The following is a 14,470-nucleotide window of genomic DNA, read 5'->3' as shown; positions in this document are numbered from 1 at the left end:
TCGACCGTCTGACCATGTTGTGACAACGGCCGGGGCACTGCTCCGGCCGTTTTCTTTTGCTCCACCGCCCGCTATCAAGGATGCGCCATGACCGATCAGCCCACATCTGCCCGAATCCCGCTGATCGCCACGATGGTCGTTGCTCTTGCGGTGCTGGCGATGATCGGCCTGGGCGTCTGGCAGGTGCAGCGGCGGGAGGAAAAGGCGCAGGCATTGGCGCTCGCCGCCACCAATCCGGGCCGTTCGGCCATCGCCTTTCCGAAATTGGCGCCGGTCGATCCGGCCATCCTCTTCCGCCCCTCCTCGGTGCAGTGCCTGCGCGTCGTGCAATGGCAGGTGGAGGCTGGCCGCGCCGCCGATGGCAGCATGGGCTATCGCCATATCGCCCATTGCGCCACCGGGGCGGAGGGGCCGGGCGTGCTGGTCGCGCTGGGCGTCGGGCAGAAACCCGATGACAAGCCGGCCTGGACAGGCGGCCAGATCGCCGGCTGGATCAGCGAGGAGCCGGACCATCGCGCGCTCCTGACCCGCATCACGGGCAAGGCGACACCGCTGCGCCCGATGCTGATCGCCAGGGCCGCCCCCGCCGGGCTCAAGCCGGTTGCGCCGCCGACCGCCGCCGACATCCCCAACAACCATCTCGCCTATGCGGTGCAGTGGTTTCTCTTCGCGGGCGTGGCGGTCATCATCTATAGTCTGGCCCTGCGCCGCCGCAACGCCGCGCCAAAGCCGTAAAGGCTTGCTCCCTGGCCCGCCCGGCGCTACCGCGCTTTCCCATTATGCAATATCAGAGCACCAGGGGGAGCGCACCGGCGCTCGGTTTCGAGGATGTGACGCTGGCTGGCCTGGCGTCCGATGGCGGCCTCTATCTGCCGACAAGCTGGCCGGCCTTCACCGCCGACCAGATTCGCGCCCTTGCCGGCCTCTCCTATGTCGAAACCGCCGTCCGGGTGATGGCGCCCTTCGTTGCGGGTTCCCTTGCAGAGGATGAATTGCGCGACCTGTGCGTCGCCGCCTATGGCCGCTTCAGCCATCAGGCCGTGACCCCGCTGGTCCAGCTCGATCACCAGCACTGGCTGCTCGAACTGTTCCATGGCCCCACGCTGGCGTTCAAGGATGTGGCGCTCCAGTTGCTTGGCCAGTTGTTCGAACGCTTCCTGTCGCGCCGCGACGATCACCTCACCATCGTCGGCGCGACATCGGGCGACACCGGATCGGCCGCGATCGACGCGGTCGCGGGCCGGACGAAGATCGACATCTTCATGCTCCATCCCGAAGGCCGCGTGTCCGACGTGCAGCGCCGCCAGATGACGACGGTGCGCGCGCCCAACGTCTATAATATCGCGATCGACGGCAGCTTCGACGATGCGCAGGCGCTGGTGAAGGCGATGTTCAACGACGCCGCCTTCAAGAGCCGCTTCAACCTGTCGGCCGTCAACTCCATCAACTGGGCGCGGCTGATGGCGCAGGTCGTCTATTATTTCTACGCCGCCGTGCGCCTGGGCGCGCCGGACCGGGAAGTCGCCTTCTCCGTCCCCACTGGCAATTTCGGTGACGTGTTCGCCGGCTATGTCGCGGCGAAGATGGGCTTGCCCGTCGCCAGGCTGATCGTCGCCACCAACGTCAACGACATATTGCACCGTGCCCTGTCCGAAGGCGATTACAGCCAGGGGCAGGTCGTGCCGACCGCGACGCCCAGCATGGACATTCAGGTCAGCTCCAATTTCGAACGGCTGCTGTTCGACGCGGGCGGCCGCGACGGCCTGGCCCTTGCCGACCAGATGCGCGGCTTTGAAAGCAGCAGGGCGATGCGCCTGACCAATGCCCAGCGCGAAGGCGCGGCGCATCTCTTCTCCTCCGCCCGCATCGATGCCGATGGCATGACCATGGCGATGCGCTGGGCCTATGACGGCGCGGGCCAGATCCTCGACCCGCACAGCGCCATCGGCCTTGCCGCCGCCCGCGAAGCCGGGGTTCGGGCGGACATTCCGGTGGTCACGCTGGCGACGGCCCACCCCGCCAAGTTCCGCGATGCGGTGGAGCGCGCGACCGGCACCCGCCCGCCGCTCCCCGCGCGCGTGGGCGACCTGTTCGCGCGCGAGGAAAGCTATGCCAAGCTGCCCGGCACGTTCGAAGCCGTCACCGCCTACATCGCCGAACGCGCCACCCCGCGCGGATAAATCGCTTGGAACTCAAAACCTTCATCGGCGAACCCTGGTCCGATTACGGCCTGCTCGATTGTGGCGACGGGCGGAAACTGGAACGCTATGGCCGCTTCCGCTTCATCCGCCCCGAACCGCAGGCGATGTGGAAGCCCGCCACGACCGACTGGCGCGCGGACGCCGAGTTCATCCCCGGATCGGACGAGGATGGGGGCGGCCGCTGGTATTATGAGCGGCCCGTCCCGGCCGAAGGCTGGCCGCTGCACTGGCGCGAAGTCACTTTCCAGTCGAGCTGCACCCCCTTCCGCCATCTGGGCTTCTTCCCCGACATGGCGCCGGTCTGGGACGATTTGCGCGCCACCTATGCCGACAAGCCGGATGCAGAGGTCATGAACCTGTTCGGCTATACCGGCGTCGGCACGCTGGCGCTGTCGGCCGGCGGCGCGCGCATGGTCCATGTCGATGCGTCCAAGAAATCGGTGGCCCAGGCCCGCGCCAACGCGGCGCTTTCGGGCATGGAGGACAGGCCGGTCCGCTGGATCGTGGAGGATGCCGCCAAATTCGTCGCGCGCGAAGTGCGCCGCAACCGCCGCTATGACGGCATCCTGCTCGACCCGCCCAAATATGGCCGCGGCCCGGACGGCGAAGTCTGGCGGCTGGAGGAGGATTTGCCCGGCCTCATCGCCAACTGCCGCGCGCTGCTCGACGCCGACAGCCGTTTCCTGTTCCTGACCGTCTATGCCGTGCGCATGTCGGCGCTGGCGATCGGCGAACTGCTGTGCCAGGCGTTCGCCGACTTGCCCGGCACGGTCGACGCGGGCGAACTGGCGGTGCGGGAGGAAGCGCGCGGCATTGCCCTGCCCACGGCGATCTGGGCGCGCTGGAAGCGGTAGGCCAGATCAGGCGAGCGTGGCGTAAATCTCCGCCTCGATCACCCACGCCCCGGCCATCTCGCGCCATTTGGCGCTGTAGCTGCCCGACGCTTGGACGGCGCCATCGACGACGCCCTGCCACGTCCCATGCTCCATCGCGATCGGCTCGACCGGCGAGGCCATGATCATGTCGGGCGTGCGGGTATAGATCATGCGCGCCTTCGCGGCGAACTCGCGCTTCCATGCCAGCAATTGCGCCTTGCGCCCGGCGATGACCGCGCTGTCGGTGCCCGTCACCATGACGACATGCAGGGCCAGCAACGGCCCGATCGCGGCCAGGTCAGCCTCGGCCAGCGCCCGGTTGAACGCGGCCCGGCGCAACCGGATGGCAAGGTCGGCAGCGGCGGTCATGGATGAACTTTCGTGATCAGTTACAACATGTTCCTACCTGCGCGGGAACACATCCTTGTTCAACCACAGCGCGCAGAATTTATCACCATAGCGTCGTCATAACTCACCGTCAGCCGGTCCGCGCGATAATCCATCGTCATCGCCATGCCGGGACCACCCCAGCGCAGCGTCTTTGCACCCGACGTCTTGAGCAAGGCCGCGCCAACTTCAGCGCTCGCCTTCTGCCCGACGAAGCGATCCAGCCCGTCATTGCGGCACGGCCCTTCGGCAACGGTCGGCGGCGTTTCCGGCCCCGGCCCGTTCGCGCCCGCGCAAGCGGTCAGGCCCAGCAGCATCAGCCCCGCACCCATTGTCCGCCCAGCACGCTTCATCGCCGCTCTCCTATTCCGTGCGCGTCATCTTCAACCGGCCATTCTTGACCGCAAAGGCCATGCGGCCTTCCACCAGGTCAACGGCATCGCGGCCAAATTGTTCATAGCGCCAGCCTTCCAGGATGGAGAGCCCCTCGCGCACGCCTGCCGCCAGCGCGTCGATATCGTCGGTCCGGGCGATCAGGCGCGCCGCGACATTGATATCGCGCGACCGGATCTTGAGCAGCAGCTTGAGCAGGTCGGCGACCAGCGCCCCGTCCTTGCCCAGCCCCGGCCGTTTGGGATCGCGTTCGGGCATCTCGTCCTTGCCCAGCGGCTGGTGCCTGGCCAGCGCGTTCATCAGCCGCGCGCCGATATCATTGGTGCGCCATGTCGCGCTCAATCCGCGCACCTTGCCCAGATCCTCCTGCGTGCGCGGCGGATGGCTGGCAATGTCGGCCAGCGTCTCGTCCTTCACGATCCGCCCGCGCGGCAGATTCTTGTCCTGCGCCTCGATCTCGCGCCACGCGGCCAGCGCCTTCAACCGGCCCAGCACGTCCGCCTTCTTGCTCGCGATCCGCACCCGCTGCCACGCCTGTTGCGGGTCGTTTTCATAATGGGACGGGTCGCTGATCCGCTCCATTTCCTGGTCCAGCCAGTCGCCGCGCCCGGTCTTGCGCAATTCTTCCAGCATCTTGGGGAAAATCTGGATCAGGTAGGTGACGTCGCCGATCGCATAGTCGATCTGCCGCTTGTCCAGCGGCCGCCGCGCCCAGTCGGTAAAGCGCGCACCCTTGTCCAGCACTACCCCCATCCAGGCGTCGACCAGATTGCCATAGCCGATCTGCTCGCCCAGCCCCAGCGCCATCGCTGCGATCTGGGTATCGAACATCGGGTGCGGCGTCTTGCCGGTCAGGTTGTGGACGATCTCGATATCCTGCCCGCCGGCATGGAAGACCTTGAGCACATCCTCATTATTGACCAGCAGGTCGAGCAGGGGGGTCATGTCCAGCCCCGGCGCCTTGGGGTCGATCGCGGCCGCCTCCTTCGGGTCGGCGACCTGCACCAGGCAGAGTTCGGGCCAATAGCTGTTTTCCCGCATGAACTCGGTATCGACGGCGATATAGGGGGATTTGGCGATGCGGGCGCAGAAATCGGAAAGCGTCTTGCTGTCGGTAATCAGCGGATGAATTTGCATATGGTCATCGATCTTATTATGGGCTGGCCCGCGTCCGCGGACTGGTCACTGTTTGACAGGACCGGCCATAGCGGGACTGCAACAGTTTGTCATATCCGTAAAACGAATCTGAAAGATGTAAAACGCCATGCATGCCTATCGCACCCACACCTGCGGCGCCCTGACCACGGCGGAAGTCGGTAACGCGGTCCGGGTATCGGGCTGGGTGCATCGCAAGCGCGACCATGGCGGCGTGCTGTTCGTCGACCTGCGCGATCATTATGGCATTACCCAGATCGTGGCGAAGGCGGACAGCGATCCGCTCCGTACGCTCGAAAGCCTGCGGCTCGAATCCGTGGTGACGATCGACGGCCAAGTGGTCGCGCGGACGGCCGAGGCGATCAACCCCAAAATGGCGACCGGCGCGATCGAGATCGTGGCCGACAGCGTGACGATATTGTCCACCGCCGCCGAACTGCCGCTGCCGGTGGCGGGCGAGCAGGACTATCCCGAAGATATCCGCCTGCGCTACCGCTTCCTCGACCTGCGCCGCGAAACGCTGCATGCCAATATCGTCAAGCGCACGAAGATCATTTCCGACATGCGCCGCCGGATGGAAGGGGCGGGCTTTACCGAATATTCCACCCCGATCCTCACCGCGTCCAGCCCCGAAGGCGCGCGCGACTTCCTGGTGCCCAGCCGCATCCATGCGGGCAAATTCTACGCCCTGCCGCAGGCGCCCCAGCAATATAAGCAGTTGCTGATGGTCGCCGGCTTCGACCGCTATTTCCAGATCGCCCCCTGCTTCCGCGACGAAGATCCGCGTGCCGATCGCCTGCCCGGCGAATTCTACCAGCTCGACCTCGAAATGAGCTTCGTCACCCAGGAAGAAGTCTGGGACACGATGGAGCCGGTGATCGCCCAGATTTTCGAGCAGTTCGCCGATGGCAAGCCGGTGACACCCGCCGGCAGCTTCCCGCGCATCCCCCATGCCGAGGCGCTGCTCAAATATGGCAGTGACAAGCCCGACCTGCGCAACCCGATCCTCATTCAGGACGTGACCGACCATTTCGTCGGATCGGGCTTCGGCATCTTCGCCTCGCTGGTCGACAGCGGCAGCGTCATCCGCGCGATTCCCGCGCCGGGCGCGGGCGCGGGCAGCCGCAAATTCTTCGACGACATGAACAATTGGGCGCGGGGTGAAGGCTATTCGGGCCTTGGCTATATCAACATCAAGGATGGCGTCCCCGGCGGCCCGATCGCCAAAAATCATGGCGAGGACGCGACCGCGAAGCTGATCGCGGCGCTCGGCCTTGGTCCCAATGACGGCGTGTTCTTCGCGGCGGGCAAGGAAAGCCAGGCCGCCAAGCTCGCCGGCCTCGCCCGCACCCGCGTCGGCGAAACGCTCGACCTCATCGACAAGGACCGCTTCGACCTGTGCTGGATCGTGGACTTCCCCTTCTACGAATATGATGAGGATACCAAGTCGATCGACTTCGCGCACAACCCCTTCTCCATGCCGCAGGGTGGCCTCGACGCGCTGAACAATCAGGACCCGCTGACGATCAACGCCTATCAATATGACATGGTCTGCAACGGCTATGAGATCGCGTCAGGTTCGATCCGCAACCAGTCGCCCGACCTGATGGTCAAGGCGTTCGAACTGGTGGGCCTCAGCCAGCAGGATGTGGAGGAACGCTTTGGCGGCCTCTACCGCGCCTTCCAATATGGCGCGCCGCCCCATGGCGGCATGGCGGCCGGCGTCGACCGCATCGTGATGCTGCTGTGCGGCGCGCAGAATCTGCGCGAAATCACGCTGTTCCCGATGAACCAGCGCGCCGAAGACCTGCTGATGGGCGCGCCCAGCGCCGCCGAGTTCAAGCAGTTGCGCGAACTCCATGTCCGCGTCGTGGAGCCGCAGACGAAGGGATGAGTTTCCGCTTTGCGCCATGCCGGAACTGGTCCAGCATGGCGCAAAGGAGACGCGCCCATGACCATCGACCTGGCCGATTATGAAAAGGGTGCGAAGTACAAGGGCGATTATGACGCCGACCTGGCGGCCCTCCAGCAACGCCTCGCCAAGATTCAGGTCGCGCATATCCTGCATGGCAAGCGCAGCGTCATCCTGCTGGAAGGGTGGGACGCCGCGGGCAAGGGCGGCATCATCAAGCGGATGACCGCCGACTGGGACCCGCGCTATTATCAGGTCCATCCCATCGCCGCCCCGACGGACGAGGAGCGCGACCATCATTTCCTCTGGCGCTTCTGGACGCGCCTGCCCGCCAGCCGCAACATCGCGATCTTCGACCGGAGCTGGTATGGCCGGGTGCTGGTGGAGCGGGTCGAGGGCTTCTGCGGAAAGGCCGACTGGAAACGCGGCTATGACGAAATCAACGCCTTCGAAAAGCAGTTGGCCCAGGCTGGCGTCCATTTCGTCAAGCTGTTCGTCCACATCACCCAGGAAACCCAGGACGAACAGCTTGCCCAGCGGCTCGACACGCCCTGGAAGCGGTGGAAAACCGGCACGGACGATTATCGCAACCGCGCCCGCCGGGCCGACTATTGCGACGCCATGCACGCCATGTTCAAAAAGACCGACAGCAAGCATGCCCCTTGGCATGTCATCGACAATAATCACCGCAAGGCGGGGCGGATCGCCGCACTGGCCTATGTTGCCGATCGGCTGGAGGCTTTGGTGCCGATGGATTTCCCGGATGCAGACCCCGCCGTGGTGGAACTGGCGCACGCGGCGTTCGGATATAAAAGCAAGTAAAAACAGTATCTTGTAACAAAAGTGTCATGAAAATCTAACGGCGCATTTACCATTGCCCGGCTAAGGGCTGTGCATGTTCGCAGCGCCCATCGCCCTTTTCGATCCCGACCTGCCCGTGGCTGACCGCTTTCCGGTCGTCAGGCTCGGCCAGCCGCTCAGCGACGCGGTGGACTGGTTCCAGCGCGATTCGGGCCTGCGCCTGCTGCCGGTGCTGGACGCGGCCGACCGCCCGGTCGGCGCCATCTATGAGCGCGACATGCGCCGCATCCTGTTCAACCCCTTCGGCCATGCGCTGCTGCGCAACCCCAGCTTCGGCGGGCGGCTGGACGATCATGTCCGTCCCTGCGCCTGTGTTGACCGGGCCACCGGGGTCGAGGCGCTGGTCGATCTCTATGCTGCGCAGGGGGTGGACTGTGACGGGCTGATCGTCACGACCGGCGGCCGCTATTGCGGCGTACTGGGCGGGCCGCTGCTGCTGCGCCTCACGGCCGAGCGGGACGCGCGGGTGGCGCTGGCGCGCGCGGAACGGATCGAGCATATTGCGCAGGAAAGCGCGGTGTTCCGTCAGGATATCGCGACGATGATCGGTGACATGGCGACCATGGCGGATCGACTCGCGGGCCTTGCGGCGCAGGCGGCCGAACGCGCATCGGGGGACAGCGCCGATTCCACCGCCATGGCCGTCGCCGCCGCGCAGACCGCCGAACGGCTGGCCGAACTGGCCGCCGGCGGCGCGGATCTCAGCCAGCTTTTCCAGGCGATGGAGGTCGAGGCGCAGGACGCGGGTGCCGCCATCAGCGACGCCGCGCGCCGCAGCCGCGCGAGTGCGCAGCGCAGCGCGGCGCTCCGGCAGGAGGCGGACGGCATCGGCGAAGTCATCGCGCTTATCGACACGATCGCGCGGGCCACCGCCATGCTGGCGCTCAATGCGGGCATAGAGGCGGCGCGCGCGGGGGAGGCGGGGCAGGGCTTCGCCGTCGTCGCGCGCGAGGTGCAATCGCTCGCCCAGCAGACGCGCGAGGCGGCTGGCGGCATAGCTGGCCGGATCGACCATATCCGTGCCACCATCGCCGAAGTCGCGGCGGGACATGCCCATATGGATGCGGCCATGGGGCGCGCCGATCGTCTGTCGGCGGCGGTGTTCGAAGCGGTTGCCCGGCAAAGCGCCTTCAGTCGCGCCATTGCCGACAGCGTGGCGGAGGCCGGAGCGTCCAGCGCCCATATCCGCGCCGGCGCCCGGCAGATCAGCGACAATGCCCATGCCACCGTGCTCGCCGCGCGCGGGATGCGCGATGTCGCGGACCGGCTGGCGGACGAAGCGCGCCGGCTGGAACAGCGGGCCGGCGGCTTCATCGCGGCGATGCGCGCCGCCTGAATAATCCCACTGGCGTCCGCGCCAAATGGCGCTAGGCTGGCTGTCCATAACAAGGAGAGGACGCCATGCTCGTGATGTTCGTCGGCACCGATCGCACCCAGACCGCCATCAACCCCGCGCAAGTCACCTTCGTCTCCCAGGTCAGCGATGGCACCCGCATCCGCTTCAGCGAAGGCCGCAGCGTGACCGTGACCGAACCGATCGGCGCGGTGCTCGACAGCCTCAACCAGGCGTTGCGCCCGCACGAATAGGGCGGTCCCGCCCCGCTATTGCGCCAGCGCCACCTCCGCCGTCGCGCGGGCCGCTGTCCGACAGTCCGGTCCTGATGGTGCAGGCCGCCCTGTCCGGCCCAGACCTGCGCGCCGGCCGGCTGGTTCGCCCCTTCGCCCCGGCCTCGATCTCGGCCGCTATTGGCGCCCGCGCCTCATGTCCCGCCCGGACAGGTCCGCCATGGCCGATTTCCGCGTCTGGCTGATGGCCACCACCGGGGACGGATCATCGGTGTGAATCGATGATCAAAAATCACGCATGTCCCGATGGCTGCTGTTAATTCGTGCATGTGCATATCGAAACAGATGTAAACTTCGCTGTCTCACCATGCGTCCCTCACGCTGAAAGACAGCCTGTTTCACGTCGGATAGGTGATTTTCATCACCTCATATTCCTTCTCCCCGGCGGGCAGCATCACCCGGCGCAGGTCGCCCACCGCCGCCCCGCGCAACGCGCGCGATATGGGCGATCCCCAGCCGATCCGGCCGGCGTCCACGTCCGTCTCGTCATTGCCCACGATCGTCACGGTGCGGTGGTTGTCATCCTCGTCGGCGATGGTGACGGTCGCGCCGAAATAGACCCGGCCCTTGTCGGGCTGTTGCCGGGCGTCGACCACCTTGGCGTCCTTCATCTTCTTCGACAGGCGCTTCAATTGCCCGTCAATCTCGCGCATCCGCTTGCGGCCGTAGAGATAGTCGCCATTCTCGCTGCGGTCGCCATTGCCCGCCGCCCAGCTCACCGCCTCCACGATCGCCGGCCGCTCGACGCCCAGCAGATGGTCATATTCGGCGCGCAGCTTCGCGAAACCTTCGGGGGAGATATAGTTGGGATAGGGCGTGGTCATGCCGCCACCCTAATGCCCAATCCCATGTCCGTCACCCCGGCGTCTGTTTCCCCAGATAGCGGCTCAGCACCGCGCTGGTCCCCCGGAACTTCGCCCGTTCCGGGTTCATCGCTTCATAGACGACCGCATTTTCCAGCACCCGCTGCACATAGTTGCGGGTTTCGAAAATCGGGATCTGCTCGATCCAGCGCAGCATGTCCGCACCGGCCAGCCGGGGGTCGCCATTGGCGGCGATCCATTTGTTCACATTACCGGGGCCTGCATTATAGGCCGCCACCGCCAGCGGATAGCTGCCGCCATAATAGTCCAGCATCCGCTGGAAATAGCCTGATCCCAGCATGATGTTGTAGCTGGGATCGTTGAGCGACGCGGGGTTGTAGCCCATGCCCAGCTTCCCCGCCTGCTCGCGCGCGGTGCCGGGCATCAACTGCATCAGGCCGCGCGCGCCGGCATGGGACACGATCTGCTTGTCGAACTGGCTTTCCTGCCGGGCGATGGCATGCACCATGGTCCAGTTATATTGCGCCTGCGCCGGCACCGGCACGCGCGGGAAGGCGCTCTGGCCATAGCCGGTCAGGCCGCTCGACACCGCCCGCCGACCGACCATCACGCCCATGTCGGGCCGCCCGATCTTCTGCGCCAGTTCGGCCGCCAGATAATGGTCGGCATCGCTGTCGGCATTGTTGGCGATGGCGCGGGCGAATTTGCTCTGCTCCTCCCAATAGCCCATCTGCCCCAGCGCCGTGACCGCACGCACGACCGATCGGCTATCGAAGGCGGCGCGTTCGGCCGCGGAGATCGGCACCGGCCGCTCGACCGTCGCGGGCGGCGGGATCGGCCGGCCCAGCCGTTCCAGCGCCAGTTGCCCGTAAAACTGGTCGGGATAGACGCCGGCCTGCGCGAAATAGCTGTTGGCAGTGGCTGCATCCCCCGACTGGAGCGCCGCGCGCCCGGCCCAATAATAGCCCTTGGACTTGGTCTGGGGCGATTTGGCCGCGTCCGCATAGCGGCGGAACATCGTCACCGCGTCGGTCGGGCGATTGAGGTTGTAGAAGGCGGTGCTGCCCGCCAGCCAGGCCAGGCTGGTATAATCGTCGCGCACGCCGATCGCCTGGTCGCTGATGTCGGTGCCCGGCGCGACCGCATCGTCGATCTTGCTGGCGATGCCATAGGCAAAGCTCCACTGGCTGTCGGCCGCCGCCGCGCGGGCCTGACCCAGCAGCACTTCGTAGAATTTCTCGGCATTGCTCGGCCGATATGTCACCGCATTGCGGTTCGCCAGATATTGACGCGCCGCCACCCAGTTGCCCGTGTCGCGCAGCCACACCGCCTTGTCGGCGACGAAGCCGGCGTCGCTCGCGCCGATCGCCTCTGCCGCCTGCATCCGCATCGCCGCGTCGGGCGCCCGGCGACGGAAGGCGATCCGCGCCTCGAACGCGGCCCGCCGCGCCGGACTGACATAGGCCAGCATCCGGGTCGCCCCGGCGGTGTCATTGCCCCACAGCAACGCATCGGCGCGCTGGTCATGGTCGGCCGGTGTCAGGCTCGATCCGAACAGCGACAGCAGTCGCGCCTCGTCAGCGGGTGAGAGCGATCCGCCGATCCAGGCGTTGCGCGCGGCCACCCGCGCCTCGGCCATGCGGCCCAGTTGCACCAGCGCCACCGCATTGCGGGCGTGGCCGGTCGCCGTGCGCGCGGGGAAACGGGCGAAGAAGGCGGCGACCTGATTGGGATCGAAACTGTCGGGATTGATCCCCGTCTCCGCCAGCCGCCGCGTCCGGTCCTCGCCGGGCCAGCCGGGATTGACGATCAGGAAGCTGGCATAGGTGGAAAAGCCCAGCCCATCGCTCGCCTGCAACGCGCGCCACTGGTTGATCGTCCCGGCGATGCCGCTGTCCTGCGCCATGCCGATGCGGCTTTGCACCTGTTGCCAGGGGCTGGGATGGCTGTCGTTGGCGGGCAGCGGCTGGACCATGGGCGCAGCCGAAGGATATTCCGGCGGCACGCGCTGCACGGTTTCGGTCTGCGCGCCGGCACCGGCGGTCATGAGCAGGAGAGCGATGATCGGCATTCGGATGAGGTAACTTTCGACATGGGAGGCGGCGCACATGCTGGACATTATCCCCATTGCATCCTTATCAGGCCCTGAATGACGCGCTATAGCGCGCCGCTTGACTGATCATGCCCCGGCCGCCCGGAGATTTGAAGGAGTTTAATCATGTTTTCGGGCTCGATTCCGGCTCTTGTCACCCCGTTTCGCGATGGCGCGGTGGATGAAGCGGCCTTCCGCGCCTTCGTCGACTGGCAGATTGCGGAAGGGTCGAGCGGTCTTGTCCCCTGCGGCACCACCGGGGAAAGCGCCACCATGACGGTGGAGGAACATAATCGCGTCGTCGCCATCTGCGTCGACCAGGCCGCCGGGCGGGTGCCGGTGATCGCGGGGTGCGGGTCCAACGACACGCGAATCGCACTGGAACATATGTATGCCGCCCAGGCCGCCGGGGCCGACGCGGCGCTGGTAGTCGCGCCTTATTACAACAAGCCCAACCAGGACGGCGTCTATCAGCATTTCGCCCATCTGGCCGAACGCTGCGACCTGCCGATCATTCTCTACAATGTGCCCGGCCGCACCATCACCGACATCGGCGTGCCGGTCATGTATCGCCTGGCGGAGGAATATCAGTCGATCGTCGGGATCAAGGACGCCACCGGGAATCTGGGGCGTGTCACCGCGCAGCGCCTGGCCTGCGGCCCGGACTTCTGCCAGTTGTCGGGCAATGACGAAACGGCGCTGGGCTTCAACGCGATGGGTGGCAAGGGGTGCATCAGCGTTACCGCCAATGTCGCGCCGCGCCTGTGCGCCGATTTCCAGGCGGCGATGGCGGCGCATGACTGGGATGGGGCATTGGCGCTCCAGGATCGTCTCTACCCCTTGCATGACGCGCTGTTCAGCGATTCTTCACCCGGCCCGGTCAAATATGCGCTCACGCGCGTTCGCCCCGACATGCCCGGCGATGTCCGTCTGCCGATTACCTGGCCGTCGGAATCGAGCCGCGCCGCGGTGGATCGCGCACTGGAGATTGCGGGTCTGGTTTGAGCGTTCCGCGCGCCTATATGCTGAAGTGAGTTAGAACAGAATCATGGCCCGCCCCCGCCCCGCAACCTTCGACAAGAAGAAGATCGTCGCCGAGAACCGGCGCGCGAAGTTCGATTATTTCATCGAGGACGTGTTCGAAGCGGGCATCGCCCTGCAAGGGACCGAGGTGAAGGCGTTGCGCGGCGGCGAGGGCAATATCGCCGAAAGCTATGCCGAGGTGAAGGGCAACCAGGTGTGGCTAGTGAACAGCAACATCCCCGAATATAGCCACGGCAACCGCGAGAATCACGAACCGAAACGGCCGCGCAAGCTGCTGCTGCACGAACGCGAAATCGAAAAGATGCACAGCGCCGTGTCGCGCAAGGGCATGACGCTGGTGCCGCTGATGATCTATTTCAACAGCACCGGCCGGGCCAAGATCGAACTGGCCCTGGCCAAGGGCAAGCAGACCCATGACAAGCGCGAGACGATCAAGGATCGCGACTGGAAGCGCGACCAGCAGCGCATCATGCGGGACAAGGGCTGATGGGCGCAAAGAAGGAGATCGGGCGCCTCACCCGCTGGTGGCACGCCAATGCGCCGACCCGCGAATCGCTGGAAAAGAGCCGCGTCCTCGCGCCCGTCGCCCATCGCATCCTGGAACCCTCGCTCTGGCGCTTCACCCGCCGGTCGGTGCCGCGCGGCGTGGCGCTGGGCCTGTTCGTGGGCATCTTCCTCATGATCCCCGGCCTTCAGATCGCCGGGGCGGCGCTCCTGGCCCTGCCGTTTCGCGCCAATATCCCGGTTGCGGCCGCCATGACCTTCCTCTCCAACCCGGCGACGACCCCGCTCATCCTGATGGCGTCGGTGTGGATCGGCAACTGGATGCTGGGCCGCAGCGCCGACGCATCGGGCTTCATGGCCCTGGTCGATCGCCATGCCTCGATCCGCGAATGGGGCGCCTGGCTCTTTTCGGAGGCCGCGCCCGCCATGCTGCTCGGCCTTTTCCTCATTTCGCTGGTCAGTGCGGTCATCGGCTATGTCATTGCCGACTGGTTCTGGCGCCACCGCATGGGCCGCAAATGGCAGGCGCGCAAATTGAGGATTGGCAAGGTCCATCAAAGCGGCGCATTGGAGAAGGCGGCCGGCATCTGACGCCG

Annotated in this window: 15 protein-coding genes; 10 read left to right on the top strand and 5 right to left on the bottom strand. The window is 65.9% G+C overall.

Translation table 11 applies throughout. The annotated features are described in order from the left end of the window. Positions 1–87 precede the first annotated feature (87 nt). From Q4610_RS15875 to Q4610_RS15865, 3 genes are read left to right on the top strand one after another with little or no spacing between them, the layout of a single operon-like run. A complete protein-coding gene (locus Q4610_RS15875; RefSeq protein WP_304536945.1) occupies positions 88–735 on the top strand; it encodes an SURF1 family protein in 648 nt (215 codons plus the stop codon). Positions 736–779: 44 nt separating this feature from the next. Next, entirely contained in the window at positions 780–2,180 is a 1,401-nt protein-coding gene (gene thrC / locus Q4610_RS15870; RefSeq protein ID WP_304536944.1) for a threonine synthase, read from the top strand. 5 nt (positions 2,181–2,185) lie between these two features. Beyond that, entirely contained in the window at positions 2,186–3,055 is an 870-nt protein-coding gene (locus Q4610_RS15865; RefSeq protein WP_304536943.1) for an RsmD family RNA methyltransferase, read from the top strand. 6 nt (positions 3,056–3,061) lie between these two features. On the opposite strand, the gene Q4610_RS15860 is transcribed toward Q4610_RS15865, so the two are convergent. Genes Q4610_RS15860 through rnd form a run of 3 tightly spaced genes read right to left on the bottom strand, consistent with a single transcriptional unit; the run spans position 3,062 to position 4,993 of the window. Then, positions 3,062–3,445, bottom strand: coding sequence for a DUF4440 domain-containing protein (locus tag Q4610_RS15860; RefSeq protein ID WP_304536942.1), 384 nt, complete (start codon positions 3,443–3,445; stop codon positions 3,062–3,064). Positions 3,446–3,504: 59 nt separating this feature from the next. Continuing rightward, a complete protein-coding gene (locus Q4610_RS15855; protein WP_425262579.1) occupies positions 3,505–3,816 on the bottom strand; it encodes an I78 family peptidase inhibitor in 312 nt (103 codons plus the stop codon). A gap of 10 nt (positions 3,817–3,826) precedes the next feature. Further along, the gene (gene rnd, locus Q4610_RS15850; protein WP_304536941.1) at positions 3,827–4,993 is read right to left on the bottom strand and encodes a ribonuclease D; all 1,167 of its coding nucleotides are present in this window, start codon (positions 4,991–4,993) and stop codon (positions 3,827–3,829) included. A gap of 127 nt (positions 4,994–5,120) precedes the next feature. Here rnd and aspS point away from each other — a divergent pair, with 127 nt between their 5' ends. The 4 genes from aspS to Q4610_RS15830 all read left to right on the top strand — a co-directional run bounded on the left by aspS (position 5,121) and on the right by Q4610_RS15830 (position 9,371). Further along, entirely contained in the window at positions 5,121–6,905 is a 1,785-nt protein-coding gene (aspS, locus tag Q4610_RS15845; protein WP_304536940.1) for an aspartate--tRNA ligase, read from the top strand. Between the two features lie 57 nt (positions 6,906–6,962). Continuing rightward, positions 6,963–7,745, top strand: coding sequence for a polyphosphate kinase 2 family protein (locus Q4610_RS15840; RefSeq protein ID WP_304536939.1), 783 nt, complete (start codon positions 6,963–6,965; stop codon positions 7,743–7,745). A gap of 73 nt (positions 7,746–7,818) precedes the next feature. Then, positions 7,819–9,120, top strand: coding sequence for a methyl-accepting chemotaxis protein (locus tag Q4610_RS15835; RefSeq protein WP_304536938.1), 1,302 nt, complete (start codon positions 7,819–7,821; stop codon positions 9,118–9,120). A gap of 65 nt (positions 9,121–9,185) precedes the next feature. Continuing rightward, positions 9,186–9,371: a hypothetical protein gene (locus Q4610_RS15830; protein ID WP_088184162.1), complete on the top strand. Its 186-nt coding sequence runs from the start codon at positions 9,186–9,188 to the stop codon at positions 9,369–9,371. Positions 9,372–9,748: 377 nt separating this feature from the next. Here the strand turns inward: Q4610_RS15830 and greB are convergent, their stop codons facing one another. Then, entirely contained in the window at positions 9,749–10,234 is a 486-nt protein-coding gene (gene greB / locus Q4610_RS15825; RefSeq protein WP_304536937.1) for a transcription elongation factor GreB, read from the bottom strand. 31 nt (positions 10,235–10,265) lie between these two features. Then, a complete protein-coding gene (locus Q4610_RS15820; protein ID WP_304536936.1) occupies positions 10,266–12,353 on the bottom strand; it encodes a lytic transglycosylase domain-containing protein in 2,088 nt (695 codons plus the stop codon). 99 nt (positions 12,354–12,452) lie between these two features. On the opposite strand from Q4610_RS15820, the gene dapA reads away from it, so the two are divergent. The 3 genes from dapA to Q4610_RS15805 are packed head-to-tail and all read left to right on the top strand — an operon-like array spanning position 12,453 to position 14,465. Beyond that, on the top strand, positions 12,453–13,331 hold the full coding sequence (dapA, locus tag Q4610_RS15815) for a 4-hydroxy-tetrahydrodipicolinate synthase (protein ID WP_304536935.1): 879 nt from the start codon (positions 12,453–12,455) through the stop codon (positions 13,329–13,331). Between the two features lie 43 nt (positions 13,332–13,374). Beyond that, the gene (gene smpB / locus Q4610_RS15810; protein ID WP_304536934.1) at positions 13,375–13,857 is read left to right on the top strand and encodes an SsrA-binding protein SmpB; all 483 of its coding nucleotides are present in this window, start codon (positions 13,375–13,377) and stop codon (positions 13,855–13,857) included. Then, positions 13,857–14,465, top strand: a complete 609-nt coding sequence (locus Q4610_RS15805) for a DUF2062 domain-containing protein (protein WP_304536933.1) — start codon at positions 13,857–13,859, stop codon at positions 14,463–14,465. The genes smpB and Q4610_RS15805 overlap by 1 nt, the downstream gene beginning before the upstream one ends. Positions 14,466–14,470 lie beyond the last annotated feature (5 nt).

The sequence above is a fragment of the Sphingobium cyanobacteriorum genome, from assembly GCF_030580935.1.
GTDB lineage: Bacteria > Pseudomonadota > Alphaproteobacteria > Sphingomonadales > Sphingomonadaceae > Sphingobium > Sphingobium cyanobacteriorum.
This window is presented reverse-complemented; position numbering and strand designations above follow the sequence as displayed.

What these genes read in the sequence shown, in the direction of transcription:
- thrC (WP_304536944.1), top strand. Translation starts at nt 780, where the DNA reads ATGCAATATCAGAGCACCAGGGGGAGCGCACCGGCGCTCGGTTTCGAG.
- greB (WP_304536937.1), bottom strand. Translation starts at nt 10,234, where the DNA reads ATGACCACGCCCTATCCCAACTATATCTCCCCCGAAGGTTTCGCGAAG.
- dapA (WP_304536935.1), top strand. Translation starts at nt 12,453, where the DNA reads ATGTTTTCGGGCTCGATTCCGGCTCTTGTCACCCCGTTTCGCGATGGC.
- Q4610_RS15805 (WP_304536933.1), top strand. Translation starts at nt 13,857, where the DNA reads ATGGGCGCAAAGAAGGAGATCGGGCGCCTCACCCGCTGGTGGCACGCC.
- rnd (WP_304536941.1), bottom strand. Translation starts at nt 4,993, where the DNA reads ATGCAAATTCATCCGCTGATTACCGACAGCAAGACGCTTTCCGATTTC.
- Q4610_RS15860 (WP_304536942.1), bottom strand. Translation starts at nt 3,445, where the DNA reads ATGACCGCCGCTGCCGACCTTGCCATCCGGTTGCGCCGGGCCGCGTTC.
- Q4610_RS15875 (WP_304536945.1), top strand. Translation starts at nt 88, where the DNA reads ATGACCGATCAGCCCACATCTGCCCGAATCCCGCTGATCGCCACGATG.
- Q4610_RS15835 (WP_304536938.1), top strand. Translation starts at nt 7,819, where the DNA reads ATGTTCGCAGCGCCCATCGCCCTTTTCGATCCCGACCTGCCCGTGGCT.
- Q4610_RS15830 (WP_088184162.1), top strand. Translation starts at nt 9,186, where the DNA reads ATGCTCGTGATGTTCGTCGGCACCGATCGCACCCAGACCGCCATCAAC.
- aspS (WP_304536940.1), top strand. Translation starts at nt 5,121, where the DNA reads ATGCATGCCTATCGCACCCACACCTGCGGCGCCCTGACCACGGCGGAA.
- smpB (WP_304536934.1), top strand. Translation starts at nt 13,375, where the DNA reads ATGGCCCGCCCCCGCCCCGCAACCTTCGACAAGAAGAAGATCGTCGCC.
- Q4610_RS15855 (WP_425262579.1), bottom strand. Translation starts at nt 3,816, where the DNA reads ATGAAGCGTGCTGGGCGGACAATGGGTGCGGGGCTGATGCTGCTGGGC.
- Q4610_RS15840 (WP_304536939.1), top strand. Translation starts at nt 6,963, where the DNA reads ATGACCATCGACCTGGCCGATTATGAAAAGGGTGCGAAGTACAAGGGC.
- Q4610_RS15820 (WP_304536936.1), bottom strand. Translation starts at nt 12,353, where the DNA reads ATGTCCAGCATGTGCGCCGCCTCCCATGTCGAAAGTTACCTCATCCGA.